The 16,915-nt window shown below is 44.2% G+C and carries 18 protein-coding genes; 1 reads left to right on the top strand and 17 read right to left on the bottom strand.

The genetic code is table 11. The features are described 5' to 3' along the window. Positions 1-22 precede the first annotated feature (22 nt). From V6984_RS03615 to V6984_RS03590, 6 genes are all read right to left on the bottom strand, one after another. On the bottom strand, positions 23-1,648 hold the full coding sequence (locus V6984_RS03615; RefSeq protein ID WP_342758444.1) for a MutS-related protein: 1,626 nt from the start codon (positions 1,646-1,648) through the stop codon (positions 23-25). Next, complete coding sequence (locus tag V6984_RS03610) at positions 1,638-2,240, bottom strand: TetR/AcrR family transcriptional regulator (RefSeq protein ID WP_342758443.1); 603 nt, start codon at positions 2,238-2,240, stop codon at positions 1,638-1,640. The genes V6984_RS03615 and V6984_RS03610 overlap by 11 nt, the downstream gene beginning before the upstream one ends. An 18-nt stretch (positions 2,241-2,258) precedes the next feature. Continuing rightward, positions 2,259-3,053, bottom strand: coding sequence for a class I SAM-dependent methyltransferase (locus tag V6984_RS03605; protein WP_342758442.1), 795 nt, complete (start codon positions 3,051-3,053; stop codon positions 2,259-2,261). A 329-nt stretch (positions 3,054-3,382) separates the two neighbouring features. Then, a complete protein-coding gene (locus V6984_RS03600; protein WP_342758441.1) occupies positions 3,383-4,039 on the bottom strand; it encodes a hypothetical protein in 657 nt (218 codons plus the stop codon). A gap of 34 nt (positions 4,040-4,073) precedes the next feature. Continuing rightward, on the bottom strand, positions 4,074-4,439 hold the full coding sequence (locus V6984_RS03595; RefSeq protein WP_342758440.1) for a helix-turn-helix transcriptional regulator: 366 nt from the start codon (positions 4,437-4,439) through the stop codon (positions 4,074-4,076). A gap of 106 nt (positions 4,440-4,545) precedes the next feature. Continuing rightward, positions 4,546-5,442 (bottom strand): LysR family transcriptional regulator, encoded by an 897-nt coding sequence (locus V6984_RS03590; protein ID WP_342758439.1) that lies wholly within the window; start codon positions 5,440-5,442, stop codon positions 4,546-4,548. 476 nt (positions 5,443-5,918) lie between these two features. On the opposite strand from V6984_RS03590, the gene V6984_RS03585 reads away from it, so the two are divergent. Then, entirely contained in the window at positions 5,919-6,920 is a 1,002-nt protein-coding gene (locus tag V6984_RS03585) for a YeiH family protein (RefSeq protein WP_342758438.1), read from the top strand. Here V6984_RS03585 and V6984_RS03580 read toward each other — a convergent pair. The 11 genes from V6984_RS03580 to V6984_RS03530 all read right to left on the bottom strand — a co-directional run bounded on the left by V6984_RS03580 (position 6,895) and on the right by V6984_RS03530 (position 16,915). Further along, positions 6,895-7,599, bottom strand: a complete 705-nt coding sequence (locus V6984_RS03580) for an ABC transporter ATP-binding protein (RefSeq protein WP_342758437.1) — start codon at positions 7,597-7,599, stop codon at positions 6,895-6,897. The two genes, V6984_RS03585 and V6984_RS03580, sit on opposite strands and share 26 nt — an antisense overlap. After that, positions 7,593-8,399 carry an ABC transporter ATP-binding protein gene (locus tag V6984_RS03575; protein WP_342758436.1) on the bottom strand — a complete coding sequence of 269 codons (807 nt, stop codon included), beginning with the start codon at positions 8,397-8,399 and terminating at the stop codon, positions 7,593-7,595. The genes V6984_RS03580 and V6984_RS03575 overlap by 7 nt, the downstream gene beginning before the upstream one ends. Next, complete coding sequence (locus tag V6984_RS03570; protein WP_342758435.1) at positions 8,392-9,405, bottom strand: branched-chain amino acid ABC transporter permease; 1,014 nt, start codon at positions 9,403-9,405, stop codon at positions 8,392-8,394. The genes V6984_RS03575 and V6984_RS03570 overlap by 8 nt, the downstream gene beginning before the upstream one ends. Before the next feature lie 9 nt (positions 9,406-9,414). After that, entirely contained in the window at positions 9,415-10,302 is an 888-nt protein-coding gene (locus V6984_RS03565) for a branched-chain amino acid ABC transporter permease (protein WP_342758434.1), read from the bottom strand. Positions 10,303-10,421: 119 nt separating this feature from the next. Further along, a complete protein-coding gene (locus tag V6984_RS03560; protein WP_342758433.1) occupies positions 10,422-11,648 on the bottom strand; it encodes an ABC transporter substrate-binding protein in 1,227 nt (408 codons plus the stop codon). Between the two features lie 84 nt (positions 11,649-11,732). Next, on the bottom strand, positions 11,733-12,362 hold the full coding sequence (locus V6984_RS03555; RefSeq protein WP_342758432.1) for a cytidylate kinase-like family protein: 630 nt from the start codon (positions 12,360-12,362) through the stop codon (positions 11,733-11,735). A gap of 168 nt (positions 12,363-12,530) precedes the next feature. Continuing rightward, entirely contained in the window at positions 12,531-13,295 is a 765-nt protein-coding gene (locus tag V6984_RS03550; protein WP_342758431.1) for a 5-oxoprolinase subunit PxpA, read from the bottom strand. Positions 13,296-13,305: 10 nt separating this feature from the next. Next, positions 13,306-14,091: a putative hydro-lyase gene (locus V6984_RS03545; protein WP_342758430.1), complete on the bottom strand. Its 786-nt coding sequence runs from the start codon at positions 14,089-14,091 to the stop codon at positions 13,306-13,308. Next, positions 14,088-15,089, bottom strand: coding sequence for a biotin-dependent carboxyltransferase family protein (locus V6984_RS03540; protein WP_342758429.1), 1,002 nt, complete (start codon positions 15,087-15,089; stop codon positions 14,088-14,090). Before V6984_RS03540 ends, V6984_RS03545 begins: the two co-directional genes overlap by 4 nt. Positions 15,090-15,102: 13 nt before the next feature. After that, positions 15,103-15,819 (bottom strand): 5-oxoprolinase subunit PxpB, encoded by a 717-nt coding sequence (gene pxpB, locus V6984_RS03535; protein WP_342758428.1) that lies wholly within the window; start codon positions 15,817-15,819, stop codon positions 15,103-15,105. A 28-nt stretch (positions 15,820-15,847) separates the two neighbouring features. Beyond that, positions 15,848-16,915, bottom strand: coding sequence for a DUF4392 domain-containing protein (locus V6984_RS03530; RefSeq protein WP_342758427.1), 1,068 nt, complete (start codon positions 16,913-16,915; stop codon positions 15,848-15,850).

Below are 16,915 nucleotides of genomic sequence, written 5' to 3'. Positions count from 1 at the left end.
TTTTAAATATCCGGGCAGTTTTTTATTCTAAATTTTTTATAATATTTTCCAGATGAAGCCCATAGCGGCCGGCAATATCCTTGGCATAGCTCAGACCATCCGGTGTAGTTCGGGAAATTTTATAGCTTCTGCTTCCATCCCTTTCGCTGTCCATCTGTGCCACGAGATTATCTATCTTTCCTTTAACGAGATTATCTATCTTTCCTTTATTTTGAGGATGACCGTTATAAATATCAATTTGCTGAGTCAAATCATGAATATGTGTAACAAACATACCGCCGCAGCCGATGGCTCCGATTCCGGTAAGCACCTCGGAGGCGATGTATCCGGCCTCCAAGCCGCTGGTGCTGGAAAAGGTTTCATCCATGAGCAGCATATCTGTGTCCGTCAATTCTTCCATAATAGCTCCCAATCGGGAGCACTCGCTCTCCAGCCTTCCCTTCCCATAATTGTTCTCGTCGGAGGATGGAAAGTGCGTGTATATCCCTGAGACAGGACTCATGAGCGCACTTTCTGACGGAACAAACAGCCCCAGCTGAAACAGTGCCTGTGCCATGCCGATTGAATAGGCAAAAATAGATTTGCCGCCGTGATTGGGCCCCGTCACCAAATAAAAGCGTCCCTTTTCATCAAACGCAAAGGAATTGGAAACGATTCTTTGCTCGATGGATTTTCTCGCCAGAGCCGGGTTGTACACATTTTCCAGATCACATTTTTTAGCCTGCATAGGAGCAATTTGCGGCCGACACATAGGCAGACCCAATTCTTTCATAGAAAGGATAAATCCCACACCCGCCGTCAGAAACCGTATATCGTCCAAAAGCGAAACGAAAAAGGAAGTGCTGCTCCTGTAATACTTTTGAATAAGCGGCTCAAAGCTATGTAAGGATTTGTAGAAAATTGTGTTCAACGCGGACTTTACCCCATAGTTAATCGATTTCAGTTCTTCCTTTGTCAGACCTTTCGGCAACGGATATAAAGGTGCCATCAAGGAGAAGCTGTCCTGCGGATTTTTCTTAAGCAGCTTTTCTATAATGGTTCCTTCGTGATAGAGCGTACTTTCCACAGAAAGCAACCCGGCATCCTTTACCCGAAGAGTCTCATCCAGATTTATTCCAACTGAAATGCTTTTAATCGTTCCGAGCCTTACTTCCATCCCGGAAAGCTCAGCGCACAGGCTTTTATAGTCATCGCTTTCCTTAATGCTTTCTATCTGTTCCTTGAAAAACCGCATTCCTTCGGATTCCGGCGACAGACCCTTTAGCCCGCCGGCGAATAATTCCACGATTTCTTCATACATCTCCAGATACCGGATAACACCCAGTGACGCTTCCACCGTAAAGTCACTGCTCATAGTACATGACACGTCGTGGATATTACGGATTAAATTGATCGCCCTGCAAAAGACCTCATATAAATAGGGATTGCCGATTATGTCGTTCACAATGGCAAGGCGATAGAATAATACTTCCGTGTCCGTCGTAAAGTAATCTTCCAATGAAAGCTTCTGCAGCCCCAGATAACTTTCATTGATCAAAACGATCATCGTATCGATTTGAAGAGTGTGGATAAAATCAAAGTTTTTCATGGTGTTATGGGAGTTTTTCTCATAACCCGGGGGATATAGCAAACGAAAATTACTCTGCATCTTTATTCTCCTCTACCATCTGCTCAATAACTCCATTCAGAATTATATTTATTACTTGTTGTTTCATTTCATCGTCTTCACCCTGTAAGCCGGTCCATACACCATATAACGCACTAAATACTGTCGAAACTATCTTTGTACTATATGCAAATGGAATTCCACGCCGTACAAGGACATAAACAGCATCCATATTCTGTGCTGTGAACTCTGCTAATCTCTGTGCAGATACCTTTCTCGATATCATTTCAATATTTGCAGAATTTATCTGACATAAGATTGGATATTCCAGCATAAGCTCATACATTTTTAAAAAAACCTGCTTTACCCGTTCTCTGGCAGAATACGCTTTATTTTCATCCAGCATCTTTTCCAGGTTAGTAAAGACATCCGCTTGAGCCTTTTGAACGATGTCCAGATAAAGGTATTCCTTCCCCTCATAAAATTTATAGAAGGAAGCCTTGGCAATATTAGCCGCCGCCGCCAAATCATCGATGGTCACTTTCTTTAACCCGTATGCTGTAAATAAACGTTCCCCTTCCGTTAAAAGCTTTTGCTTGATCTTCTCTCTTTCGGTATCGCTAAAGCGCGGCATTTATCGTCCTCCCTTGTATTATTTGAAATCGCTTTCTTTTATTTTAAGGTGAATAATCTGGCTACGTTTTCTCGTAGAAGGCAGGATGTTTAACATCCGCAAAATCCATGGCTGGCGTTTCTTTAGCAAGCTCCCAATGCTCCACGACTTTACTAATTCGATATGAGAGTCCAGCTTTTCTAAATCTTTTGCCTTGTCTATCCCCCATAGGAACTTGCTGCTGATTCCCTTATTTATGAAAAAGGGGTGCACTACATCAAAAAATATATCTGCCCCGGGAAAGGCCTCCGCTATCTTCCGGAGAATTTTTTGTACATCTTTTTCCTCAAAATACATGAGCAGACCTTCCGCTATGACTATTACCGCATCGTCTTCCTCTATTTTAATCTCATCAGTCCAGCTTTCATCCAAAACAGACTTCGCAATAAAATGAAGATGACTTTCACCGGTAAACTGCTTCCTAAGTTCTATCGTCTCCGGCAAGTCCAAGTCGTACCATTCCACCCCTTTACGGGAAATTCTATCATATCTTGTATCCAGTCCTGCCCCTAAATTTACGATAACAGCTTTTGAAGCACAGGACAATATTTTAGAGGTTTCCTCATCTATAGTCTTTGTACGGGCTAAAATCCCCAGAGTGGATATACTTCCGCCGCTCACTATGAGATTCGCCGTATCCGCTCTCTTCAGGAATTCCACCGCCTTATCATCACGAATCACACCGTCCACTCGCAATGTTTCGTCAGCCCGAGCCGCCAATGGTATAAATAATGTCTCTGAAATTTCAGGTATTTTTAGTTTTTCATTCTGCATTTAAACCACCGCTTTCATTAAATCTAAATCTGACTTGCTTGAATCCGATCAACAGCAAGCGTCCCCCTTTGAGTTAATTTTCTTCATGTCATTTTTTATATGAACCAAATAATCATTTTAGTATTTATAGTATATAATATACTTTTTCCGCTGTCAATTAAAATGATCTTGAAGCCACGCCCTTCCGCAACCGGAGATTAGTGCGAAAAGTACGGAGATTAGAATGGAACAATTAAAAAAGCCTATGAAAATATCAGGCCGATATATTCATAGACTTGAATCACTATAAGATTTTTATCATCAAAATTTTGCCATAAATCTCTGTCATACTATATTTCAATAAACGTAGTAGCATTTGAAACTTTAATTTTAGTATCCAATTCTTTTAGCAGGACATCTTTCTTCTCCGAAATATCGGCAATCTTCTTTTGGATTCCCAGGGGGTCCACCAGTTCCGTGGTGTTTTCCTTTACATAGACTTCTACCACCTCCAGCGGCCTTTCATCTTTCTCCTTACTTTCCCTTCCAAGAATACTTAATCGCATTTCTTCCGCCGCATCCTGTAATTTCTCATTCTTATTTTCAATAAACTGAATTCTCAATTGGTATTCCTCAAGCATCTTCTCACACAAGTGTCCCTCAAAATCCGCCTCTTCGTATATTCCTGTATCCCTCAGACGACTGCGGAGCGCTAAAGAGCTCTGTATCGTATACCTGCCGTAAGGAGTATCGATCCATGTATTTGCATTGGAATTGACAATTGCCGCATCAATTTTTTGATACCGGTCAATCAAATCAATAATCTGCTGATAAGCAGACTCAGCCTGCTTTGCAAAATCTTCCCGTGTCAAACGGCTGTCATACACCATTCGCTCGTTGTGTTTTACCGTATCGACAAAACTCGCATTCCGAATCCTATCCCCAATCTTCTTTACCAGCAAATCCCTCTCATCAAGAGCTTGCGTCACCAACATTCTCTCCGCCATCACATTTACCTCCTATTTGTTCGATAAAATGATTTTACAGAGAATGACGATGCATGTCATCCAAGTATGTCTTGGAGACAAGGAAATAATAGGTTATTAATCTATAACTTTGTTTATCTTCTTTCACAGAATCCAGAAGATAGCACACCTGTGTGAACCGGTCGGCAATAATCAGTTTCTCCATGGAAATCTTCAGCAGCTTGCTCAAAGCATAAAAGTTGTCCAATGACGGCAGAGTCTTCCCGTTAAACCAATCGTAGATCGCCTGATTAGAAGAAATGTGGAGTGCCTCCTGCAAATCTCTCACAGAAACCCGCCGCTGCTTGCATATACAACGCAGCCAGCTGCCGGTTTTCTTCATATCGATATGCGGATATACAAAGATTTTTTTATTCTCCATGCCTCTTCACTCCTTTTTACCCTGGCTTAAATAGAATTAGGGTGTCAAATGTCCTTTTTACCAGTTTTCACAAGCAATAGGAACAAAACTGTTATTTAATGTGACCTTATCCGACCGTGTGTGACCTTGCCAAGCGATGGTTGCAGACATTTATAAAACAATTCATGGAATGGGTCAAATACTTGTTTTTATGGTAAATCACTTTAAAATCGCGCTCAAAGACGAGATCGTCAATATCGACCATGCAGAGTATCCCCGCCTCCGCTTCTGCTGTGACATAGCGTTTTGATATGACAGAAATGCCGATCCCTTCAGCAACTGCTGCTTTGATAGAGTCCGCATTGCTGCATGTCCATGTGCAATTCCAATGAAGCTGCTTTTCTTTCATCTTATCTTCAAAAATCTTACGCGTTCCGCTTCCGACTTCCCGCAGAATAAAATTTTCCTGCTCCATCTCCCGTGAGTTGATACTGCTGCGCATGGCAAAAGGATGGCTTTTCGCGCAGATCAACACTAAGGTATCCCGCATAAAAGGGGAATTTATCAGATCCTCCGAATCTACGTCGCCTTCCACAAGGCCTATGTCCAGCTTATCTTGGAAAAGCAATTTCTTCACCTGCTCCGTATTCCCTATCTCGACCTTCAATGTAAGCTGAGGATATGTCCGCATAATCTCTGATGTGAGCCCCGGCAGCACACATGTCCCAATCGTTACGCTCGCTCCGATACGCACAACCTCGTTCTCACTCAAGTCGCGCATATTCTGCTCTGCGTCCAAATTCACCCGGATAATATGGCGGGCATAGCCTATAAGCTGTTCCCCCGCCTGTGTAAGATACAGCTTTTTGGACAAACGTTCAAACAAACGCACATCATAATGCCGTTCCATTTCCCCAACAGCCTGGCTGACTGCGGATTGTGACATGTACAGTTTGCGGGCCGCAGCAGTCATGTTCATCGTGTCGCAAACTGCAATAAAAATCTGAAAATGGCGAAACGTCATTTCATCCGCCTCCTGACTATCTGTTAATAAACCATTAGCATTTACTTATTACTATAATAAAATTATATTGTTTTACTAATGCCAAGTCAAGGTATATAGTAAACCTCGTAATAATTTCTAACTAAAAAAGTTACTGTTCACTCCTCACAGCAACTGGCCTACAAATGGACTTCTTTCAGATATCAAAGGCAATCGAATCCGAAGCAAAAGACTCCCGCTTCGAATTCAAATATATAAGAAGTTCTAATTCTCTGAATAGTCAAGCCAAGCATAACAGAAAACAAAAAACTCGCTGCGCTCAAACAGTTTTGTTTTCTGTTATGGCCTGACTATTCAAAGAAAGAACTTCTAAATATTTTCATAGGCACAGTCGTTCTTTTGCTTCGGATTCGATTGCCCGTAAAAGTTTGTAAAAAGTCCATTTGCCGGACATTACTGAGAACGGAGTGAACGATAACCCAAAAAGGAGTATTAAAATGAATGCAATAAAAGATAAGTTACCCGGAATAGCACTTTCTGCTGTAATTGCTTTTCCTGCCTGGATAATCGGCAATCGGTTTCCCATTATCGGAAGCCCTGTACTGGGCATTCTGTTTGGTATGATGCTGTCCCTATGGAAAAGACCGGCAGTACTTTCAGAGGGAGTGAAATATACCTCTAAAAAACTGCTGCAATATTCTATTATTCTGCTGGGATTTGACATGAATTTATTTCAGGTTTTTCAGACGGGCCGGGAGACGCTTCTATTAATGGTCTTTACTTTGACTGCAACCTTCCTCGCTGCTTTTTACTTTGGAAGGCTGTTAAAGATCGACAGGGATACGAATATTTTAATCGGGGTAGGCACTGCGATTTGCGGAGGTTCCGCTATTGCTGCTGCCTCACCGGTCATTCGTGCCAAGGAGGAGGATGTGGCGCGCTCCATCTCAACAATATTTTTCTTTAACGTTATAGCCGCATTCCTCTTTCCCTTCCTGGGACATGTTCTTCATATGACCGATTATCATTTTGGCTTATGGGCGGGCACTGCCATCAATGACACATCTTCTGTGGTCGCTGCCGGCTATTCCTTCAGCAATGAGGCGGGAAACCTCGCTGTAATTGTGAAGCTGACCCGAACCCTGATGATCATACCCGTCACTCTTGTACTGGCACTGCATACCGCAAAGCGGGATTCGCATACAGACGGAGCGAAGTATCAGATAGCAGAAATATTCCCATGGTTTGTATTAGGATTTGTCGCCGCCTCTGTAATCAGTACATTTTTGCCACTGCCTGCAGTTGCAGGCACATTCTTGGCAAGAGCAGGGAAATACGTTATCGTTATGGCTATGGCAGCAATTGGCCTTAATACAAACCTGATATCACTTGTAAAAAACGGCTGGAAGCCAATCGTACTGGGATTAAGCTGTTGGGCCGTACTGGCTGTAACGTCTCTGCTTGCACAGTTAATCATAATCCAAGATATGCCTTTTTGACTTTTTCATCGTTAAGCAGTTCTTTTGCTTCCCCGCTCATGGAAATATGCCCTGTTTCCAAAACGTATGCCCTATCTGCTATGGATAATGCCATTTTAGCATTCTGTTCCACAAGCAGAACCGTGATTCCCTGCTTATGCACTTCCTTAATGATATTAAATATTTCTTTTACAAGAAGAGGAGAAAGTCCCATGGACGGCTCATCCATTAAAATGATATTCGGTCTGCTCATCAGCGCGCGTCCTACAGCAAGCATCTGCTGTTCGCCTCCTGACAGCGTTCCCGCAAGCTGCTTTCTTCTCTCCTTTAATCTCGGAAACCTTTCAAATACTTCTTTCACTGACGTTTGAATACCGTCCTTATCATTTCTGATATAAGCTCCCATCTCCAGATTTTCTCCTACCGTCATTGCCGGAAAGATATGGCGTCCCTCGGGGACATGGGCCATGCCCAGCGTAATAATTTTACTGGGCTCTATTTTAGTCAGGTCGTTTCCGTTATATACGATGCTGCCATTCATGGATTTCTTTAACCCGGTAATCGTATGAAGGATTGTTGTTTTTCCCGCACCGTTCGCTCCAATCAACGAAACAATCTCTCCGTCATTCACAGTCAGGCTGACATCATAGATAGCATGGATAGCGCCATAGCTTACGTTCAAATCCTTTAACTCTAACATAGTGCCACCCCTTCCTCTTCATCCTTCCCAAGATATGCCTCAATCACTTTCGGATTATTCGCAATCTCCTCCGGTGTGCCGGAAGCGATCGTTACTCCATAATCAATGACCTGTATCCTCTCACATACCTTCATGACAAGGCTCATATCATGCTCGATCAAAAGAATGGAAATATTAAATTTTGTACGGATAACATTGATGATATCTAACAGCTCCGAGGTCTCGGTAGGATTCATTCCCGCAGCCGGTTCGTCTAAAAGAAGAAGCTTCATTCCCGTTCCCAATGCTCTGGCAATTTCCAATCTCCTCTGCTGCCCATACGGAAGATTTTCGGCTGTAATATCCGCTTTATCCTTTAAATTGACAATATCCAATAACTCTAATGCCTTCTTCCTTGCTTCTTCTTCTTGTTTCCAATACTTGGGAAGCCTGAAGATTGATGAGACAAGCGAATAAGACATATGCATATTCATTGTGACCATTACATTTTCAATTACCGTCATTTTTTTAAACAAACGGATATTCTGAAAGGTTCTGGATATTCCGGCTGCCACTACCTGATGTGTTTTCTTCCCATTCATCTTCTGACCTTCGAGATAAAAAGATCCTTCTGTCGGCATATACACACCCGTAAGAAGATTAAACACCGTAGTTTTTCCGGCACCATTGGGACCGATCAATCCAACAAACTCACTTTTCCCAATGTCAATGCTAAATGAATCGACCGCTTTCAGGCCGCCAAAGGTAATTCCCAGATTCTGTACTCTTAAGACCGGTACCTCTTTTATTTCCTTACTCATAGGCATTTCCTCCTTTTCTGGCATGAGGGGCTTTTATAAAGGCTGCAACCTTTCCAATCAGTCTGGTAAGGGAGAACTCCCATGTGCCGAAGATTCCTCCCGGCTTGAAAATCATGACTAATACAAGGACAACGGAATAAGCCAGTATCCGGTAAATAGAAAACTGACGCATGGCCTCGGGCAGTGCCGATAGAAAAGCCGCTCCGATAATCGAACCGGTTAGAGAGCCGGTGCCGCCGATTATAACCTCCGTCAGCATTTCCGCAGAATACATGAAGTTAAAATTAGTGGGGATCATCGCCGTCATATAATGCGCGTACATCGCTCCCCCGATTCCCGCAAAAAAAGCTGAAATCGTAAAGTTCAGCACCTTATAATATGTAACATTAATTCCGCTTGCACTGGCTGCAATATAATCTTCCCTTATGGCAATGACTGTCCTGCCGAAGCGGGAGCGGGTATACATATACATCACTGCAACACAGATCACCATAGCCCAGTAGCACCAGTAAAAATCCGAAAGCTTGGCAATACCGCTCATAGTACGCCCGGAACCGGTAACTGCAAAATTACAAAATGCAACCCGGATAATTTCCGCAAAGGCTACTGTTACAATAGCGAGATAGTCGCCTCTCAGTCTGAGCGCCGGTATGCCCACAAGGACACCCATACATGCGGCTGCGGCTCCTCCGACAAGAAGCGCAATGATAAACAGCAAAAGCTTCGGCATCCCGTAGTCATAAAGCGAATTGGTCAAAATAGCAGAAGCATAGGCGCCCACCGACATAAATCCCGCATGACCAAGAGAAAATTCACCCATAAATCCCACCAGGAGGTTTAAGGAAGTCACCAGAATAATCGTATAACAGGCCGTAGTAAAAATACCTTTAATGTAAGATGTCCTGGTGCCTAATACATTCGACTGGAACAAGCCGTACAGACCTATGAACAACACCAGAATACCGATCACATTTATAATATAAGATAATTTTTTGCTTTTTGGCATCCAGCTCACCTACACTTTCTCTCCGGCATTCTTACCCATAATGCCGGTCGGCTTAATCAATAAAACAAAAATTAAAAGACTGTATGTGATTGCCTCATACCAGCCCGGAGCGATATAGACTTTTACAAAAATCTCAACCAGCCCCACGATAATACCTCCTACCATAGCTCCCGGTATGCTCCCGATACCGCCCAAAACAGCCGCTATAAATGCCTTAAGCCCCATCATGGAACCCATATCCGTCGTACATCTCGGATAAGTTGAGCAGTACATAAGTGCCGCTACCGCTGCGAGCCCGGAACCGATGGCGAAGGTCGTTGTAATAATTTTATTTACATTGATGCCCATCAGAGTCGAGGCTTCCTTATCCTGCGGCACCGCACGCATCGCCTTCCCAAGCTTTGTTTTCTTTACAAACAGCTGCAGCCCCACCATCATTATTATACCTATACTTATCGTCAGCAAATATTTCCACTGCAATTTTGCTCCCAATACCTCAATAGAAGGCAGCGTAAAAATAGCCGGAACGGATTTCGGATTAGCGCCGAACAATACCATGGCGAGATTCTCCAAAAACAGGCTCATTGCCAGTGCTGTAATTAATGCAGACATGGAACCTGCTCCTCTCACAGGCCTATATGCGATGATTTCTACCGCAACGCCTACTGTAACGCAGACCGCAATGGCAATTATGACCGCCATCCATGCCGGCATACCGTAATTAATCATCAGGGGCACCGTATAAAACAGCGAATACGCTCCGACCATGATAAAGTCTCCATGAGCAAAATTAATCATGCGGATAATACCGTATACCATTGTGTAGCCCAGTGCTATCAATGCGTAAATGGCACCCTGGTTAAGCCCGTTTATGATACTTTGTATAAATAAGGACACTTACCTGCACTTCCTTTCGTTCTATATTCCCGCAGTCTGAGGGTTGTTTGATATAGTAAAGGCATAAGTTTCCGCTTATGCCTTTACTTCCTGTTACCTGTGAATATTGTTATCCATTATTAATTTCCTTCAGGAGAAAGTGTCTTATACCACTTAACAGCACCATTTTCATATGTATTAATTGCAACGCTCTTAGCGGGATCGCCGTTTTCATCAAGCGTGAAGGTTCCACCTACTCCGGTAAAGGTAATACCTGTCATTCCGCTGACGAGGGAAGCAGTGTCAGTTCCTCCGCCCTGTTCAGCCGCCTGTACCAGCATATAAATGGCATCGTAGTAAAGTGCAGCACATGCGTTTAAGCTTTCAACGCCATATGTATCGGTATATTTTGTAACAAAGGACTGAACTGCTTCCGAGGTATCCTCAGAAGAATAATGGTTCGTAAAATAGCAATTGTCAAAATAGGTTTCCAGTCCAGTCGTATCGGAACCATCCCATCCGTCTCCACCCATAATGATACCTTCAAAGCCTGCATCCCTTGCCTGTTGAACCAGAAGAGGAACAGTATCCAGAAAGCATGGGTAAAACAGGTAATCTGCCCCGGAGGCTACTGCCTGGGAAACCTGAGCAGTAAAATCGGTATCCTTTGTGGTGCATTCTCCGGTGTATGCAATTTCAATGCCCGCAGCTTCCGCATTTTCTACAAATGCATCCTTCAATCCGTTGGAATAGTCGTCATCCTTCGCATAAATAATCGCTGCTTTGCTGACCCCCTGCTCTTTGGCAAACGCTGCCGCCATTTTACCCTGATACGGATCTATAAAACAGTCTCTGAATATTGTAGGACCAACTTGAGTGACCTTATAGTTCGTCGCTCCAGTCGCCATCAGAAGCATTCCCTGCTCGTTTGCCAGTTCTGCCATCGGAAGTGTAACGGAAGAGAAAAATGCACCAACTACAGCTTCGGGCGCCTCGGGCTCAAGACTGTTATAGGCGTTGACTGCCTGCTTGGAATCACTGGCATCATCGACAACCTTGCCGCCGTTTAGTATCTCCACCTTAATCTCACTGTCGCTGCTGTTGATCTCCTCTGCAGCCATTGTAACAGCATTCTGAGCACCTTCGCCATAAATAGCCGAACCGCCTGTCATAGAACAAATTACGCCGATTCTTATCACTTTATCTTCTTCTCCTGCGGGAGCGCTTTTTTCAGCGTCCTCTTCTTTTGTTCCCGACTCTGCCACTTCTCCGGTACCGGACACGCTTGAAGCTTCAGAACCGCAGCCGCTCAGCAGTGTTCCGGCTATTGTTGCGCAAAGCAGTAAGCTTAACACTTTTTTCTTCATATACTGAATCCTCCTCAATTATTTTATATAAATCGCTCCTATTAGCGGATTTATCTTTTTATGGTACCATGGCCGCTCCCGCGACTACCGCATGACATGATACTTCATTCGTATAATTTCTTTAATGGTGTCGGCACTCTGCTCATAAGTCAGCTCACCAGTATTAATACATAAGTCATAATTGCAGGGACTCTCCCATATCCGCCCGGTGTGATACTTATAATACTCCTTGCGGTATTTGTTATTTTTTGAAACATATTTTTCCGCTTCTTTCCGGGATATTCCCTGCCGTTCCATTTCCCGGCTAATACAGACATCATCCGAAGCACAGATAAATACTTTAAGAACATTGGAAAAATCCTTCAAAACATAATCACAAGCCCTTCCTACACAGACATAGGATTCTCTCTCGGCAAGTTCCTTTAAGACCTTTGCCTGGTAATTGAACAAGTTCTGATCAGACACAAAGTCATTGCTCTCCGGGGATATCAGTTCCCCGTTATATACTTTTCTTGACACCTTATACAGCAACTTGTTTCTGGTACTCTCCTCCACTCTCGCGAACAGTTCCTCATTGATTCCGCTGTCCTCCGAAGCAAGACGAAGCAAATTTCTGTCATACATATCAATACCATAATGCGCCGCCAGCTGCTTGCTGATCGTAGTTCCTCCGCTCCCGCACGTTCTCGTAATCGCAATCACAAATCTTTCCATATTTTGTTCCCCCGCTGAACTTTTCATGATAGGCGCACTTTCTTAATTACACAAAAAAAGGTGCAACCAAATATATGGTTAACACCTTTGTATAACGCACATTATAACACATGCTTTTAAAAAAGCAATACTTTAATTTAATTTGCCATATTTTTTGCATGAATGCGATTAGGGTGTACCAAAAGCACATACGTTAATCCCACTCTCTTCAAGTGCCTTCCTAAGACTCTTAGCAAAGACAAATGCCTTCTCTCCGTCTCCGTGGACACACACACTATCTGCATTGATCGGTATTTTCCTGCCACTTGCCGATGTCACCCTATGTTCCAGCACCATTGTAAGCACTCTTTCAATTGCAAACTTCTCATCTGTGATCATTGCTCCGGGCTTTGCTCTTGCCACCAGAGATCCATCCTCCTCATAGGCTCTGTCAGCGAAAACTTCTTCCGCTGCCTTCATACCAAGATCGTCTGCCGCCTTCTTCATCTGGCTTCCCGCCAATACAAGCATGACCAAATCCCTGTTCACCGCACGGACGCCTTCGCAGACAGCTCTCGCCAGCTCATAGTCTTTGCCGGCCATATTGTACAAAGCCCCGTGGAGCTTTACATGCTGCAGCGTTATCTTCTCGGATTGGCAGAATGCATCTAAGGCTCCGATTTGATACTGTACCATTGTTTTTGCCTCCGCCAAAGAAACGTTCATATTGCGCCGGCCGAAACCGGACAAATCCGGAAATCCGGGATGCGCACCAACAGCGACACCGTATTTTTTACACAAAACCACCGTATTTGACATCACGAGAGGGTCTGAGGCATGAAAGCCGCAAGCAATGTTAGCAGATGAAATGAGCGGAATCACGCGTTCATCCATTCCTATTATGTAGGTGCCGAAGCTCTCTCCCAAGTCACAATTCAAATCAATCCTGTTCATAATATTCCACCTATTCTTTTAAACAAATATTTTTCATATCCGTAATCAGCATATGTCCCGGTGCATGCGTAATACAAAACTCTGTCCCGGAAGCCATAACCGCAGCCTGGGGTGTTACGCCGCATGCCCAGAATGCAGGAACTTCTCCTTCTTTCACCGTTACCGCATCCCCGAAATCAGGCTGATCCAAACTGCCAATTCCAATTGCTTCCGGACAGCCTATATGTACCGGCGCTCCATGCACTCTGGGTATTGCAGATGTCACAGTTACCGCCTTCACTACCTGCTCATAGGGAATAGGTCTCATACTCACGACCATATTACCGTGAAACGATCCCGCCGGAACACAAGGGATATTTGTCAGGTACATTGGCACATTGCAATGTTCCGTGTTATGACGCATCTCAATTCCCGCCCCTGTCAGCTCCGATTCAAAAGAAAAGCTGCAGCCAATCAGGAAGCTTACAAGATCATCACGCCAGAACGGAACTATGTCCAAATATTCACCTGTTAATTTGCCATTTTCATAAACACGGTATTTCGGAATATCCGTTGCTATATCCGCATTGTATGCAATTTTTTTCAAAAATCTGCTCCCGGTATCGCTAACCTCCAAAAGTGGACAGGGCTTTGGATTCCTCTGTGCGAATAACAAAAAGTCATATGCATACTTTTGAGGCAGCACTACCAGATTTGCTTGCGCATAGCCCGGGCAAAGTCCGGAAGTAGGTTCTTTCAGCTTTCCCTCCCTAATTTGCAAACGCACACTCGCCGGCGATATCAAACTATTCTTCATAAGCTCCCCCTGCGTATTCTTTCTAAATAACCCATATTTTGAGGACAGTACCCTGTCCGTCTCATCATACGTCTCTTCTCTCTCTTATCTTTCCGGTATAAGACTTGTGCTTCTTCTACCGTCACCCAGGAAAAACGCACGGCGGTGCCCGGCATACACTGCACGAGCTGAGGCAGATCAACCGCAATCACCGTTCCTATTTTGGCATACCCTCCAGTGGTCTGACGGTCGGCCAGCAAAACCATTGGCTTTCCACCGGAAGGAACCTGAACAGAGCCCTCTGCGATTCCGTCAGATATGATATCGGCTTTATCACGGCAACTGACGGCTGGTCCTTCCAGCCGATATCCCATTCGGTCAGATTCCCCCGAAACAACATATTTTTCGTTCCCGAATGTCCGTATCCCTTCCTCAGTAAAATGGCCATACTGCGGACCGGGAACCACACGGACGTTTATTTCCGGAAGATAATCACCGTGAAAGATTTCCTTTTGTTCTAGATTTAACAGACGCTTTGTCTCTGTACACAGAAGAAGAATATCCCCCTTCTCCAGCTTTCTGCCCCGAAAGCCTCCTACTGCACATTTTAGATGAGTCGACTTGCTTCCAAGTACCTCGGAAATCAGAAATCCTCCTGCCACGGAAAGATATCCATACCTGCCGTTTCGGGCTGTACGACATCTTAACAGATCTCCGGCCTTTGCTTGTATTGCCTGATAACAAGGGATTTCCTTTTCATTCAAAAGCGGAGACATATCGGCTCCCGTAAGAGAAAAAAAAGTATCACAAGAAAAGCGGAAAGTGCCGCCCATGTAAATCATTTCCAAAACAGCTTCTCCCACCGGATTATTCAACAGGAAATTAGCTTCCTGCATAGCATTTAGGTCCATGCATCCGGAGACGGAAAAACCACTTGCCTGATAGCCGTATCTGCCCGCATCCTGTACTGTTGTCATCAGTCCCGGTTCCAAAACATCCAACTGTATCCGTTTGTCCATACGAGCCTCCTCTTCATTGCGTTATATAACGGTGCCTATATATCCCCTGTTCCACTTTTGCCGAAATCTCATCATACTCATCCCTTGTAACAGACTGAAAACGGATATAATCCCCCATTTTATACAAAATAGGTGGATTGCGGTGTACATCATAGGGCCGCAGGGGCGTTTTTCCAATCAACCGCCATCCTCCCGGAGAGTCCAGAGGATAAATTCCCGTCTGCTCTCCCCCTATACCAATACTGCCTGCCATAATACGCGTTCTCGGACTTTCCAGCCTGGGACAGAAAATACGTTCATCCAGTCCCCCCAGATAAGCAAATCCAGGAAGAAATCCTAACATATAGATCAGATAATCCCGTCCACAGTGAAGCCGTATAATTTCCTCTTCTTTCAGCCCGGTATATTCCGAAACATAACCAATATCCTCTCCAAAAGTGTCGCCGTAGCACACCGGAATAATATGAATTTTCTTTTGACCGGACTTTACCGCCAAAAGACCGGCAGCTTCTTTTTCCAGGATTCTTTTCATTCTGCTATAGCTGATTTTCCGGCAATCATAGAATACCAGCAGGGAGCAGAATGCCGGAATCATTTCCCGGATTTCTTTTCTTTTTCGCAGCTTCTCCATCAGAAAACGGATCTTGCCGTTTGTCTCTTCACTGATTTTCTGTTCAAACAAAACGGCAATTCCCTGTTCTCCTACCGCCGAAAAAATTATTTCATCCATATTTATACCCATGCTTTTTTCATAGTCTTTATATCTCAAAGAATTTTTTATCGATAACTTTTTCAAACCATTCCCCGCACATCGTAAAATGACGCAGTGAATTCACCACACATTGGCGCATAATCTCCAGCAGATACAAATGGAACTCCATTCCTATTCCGTCAATCGCATAATCCACCCAGCCGTACATATCTACCATGCCGCAGTTAGACGCTGTCTTTATAGCCTCTTTTTCCAAATCTCCGGCATGAATAAGCTCCGGCTGTTTAAACAGCCATGCGGTAGCCGCGATAAGAGCCTCTGCGCCCCAATGGGATATGGTCGTGGTTATTATGTAATCTGCTGCCTCCGAAGCGCTACACCCGCCTTGGCATCCGCAAACGCATCCGTTTTCTTCCATGTAAGGCACATATTTTTGCAAATGCTTTTTCAGCGTGCCCATCCCCAATTCGTTTCCCAGATCTCCTATTGCAATATTTAAAACACCCGCTTCCTTGCACCTGCGGAACAAAACATCGGTCTTTGCCTCCAGCTCCGTCACATCGAGTCCCTTCGCCGTATGGTATACTCCTTTTGAATTGGCCCCCGGTGCCTCAATGGCAATTACCGCTTTGGGAGGAAGCTCATGCAGAATTTCTGCTGCCTGTTCTTCTGCTTTTTCTTCCTCCTTCGTAAAGATAATACGCCCTACGGCAATCGGCATGCTTTTGATTTCCATGTATCCATCATACAGATGAAGACCCACAACACTGGAAAGACTCTGCACGGCATTCTTACATTCCTCAGGGCAGATAATCACAGGCTTTGCACCATATGCCCTCACAAGCATCCTCGCTAACAGCATAGCTCCGATAATCCCGTCTGTCTCCGCATGCCTGTGGGGCAAAAGAACAAATCCGGTAATAATGTACACTATATCCTCCTGTCTGAGTACATTTTGTAATTTTTTTGCACACTTCATGACAGCAGGCTCTCCCATATATTCCCGTGTACCTTTATAGAGGATTCTGCAAACGCCGTAGCCTCTGGGATCTAAATTGATTAACTGGTCCAAGTCTTCTCCGATGTTTAATTCTGCCACTTCTTCTGCAATCAT

This window comes from Kineothrix sp. IPX-CK (genome assembly GCF_039134705.1).
GTDB classification, from domain to species: domain Bacteria; phylum Bacillota; class Clostridia; order Lachnospirales; family Lachnospiraceae; genus Kineothrix; species Kineothrix sedimenti.
This window is presented reverse-complemented; position numbering and strand designations above follow the sequence as displayed.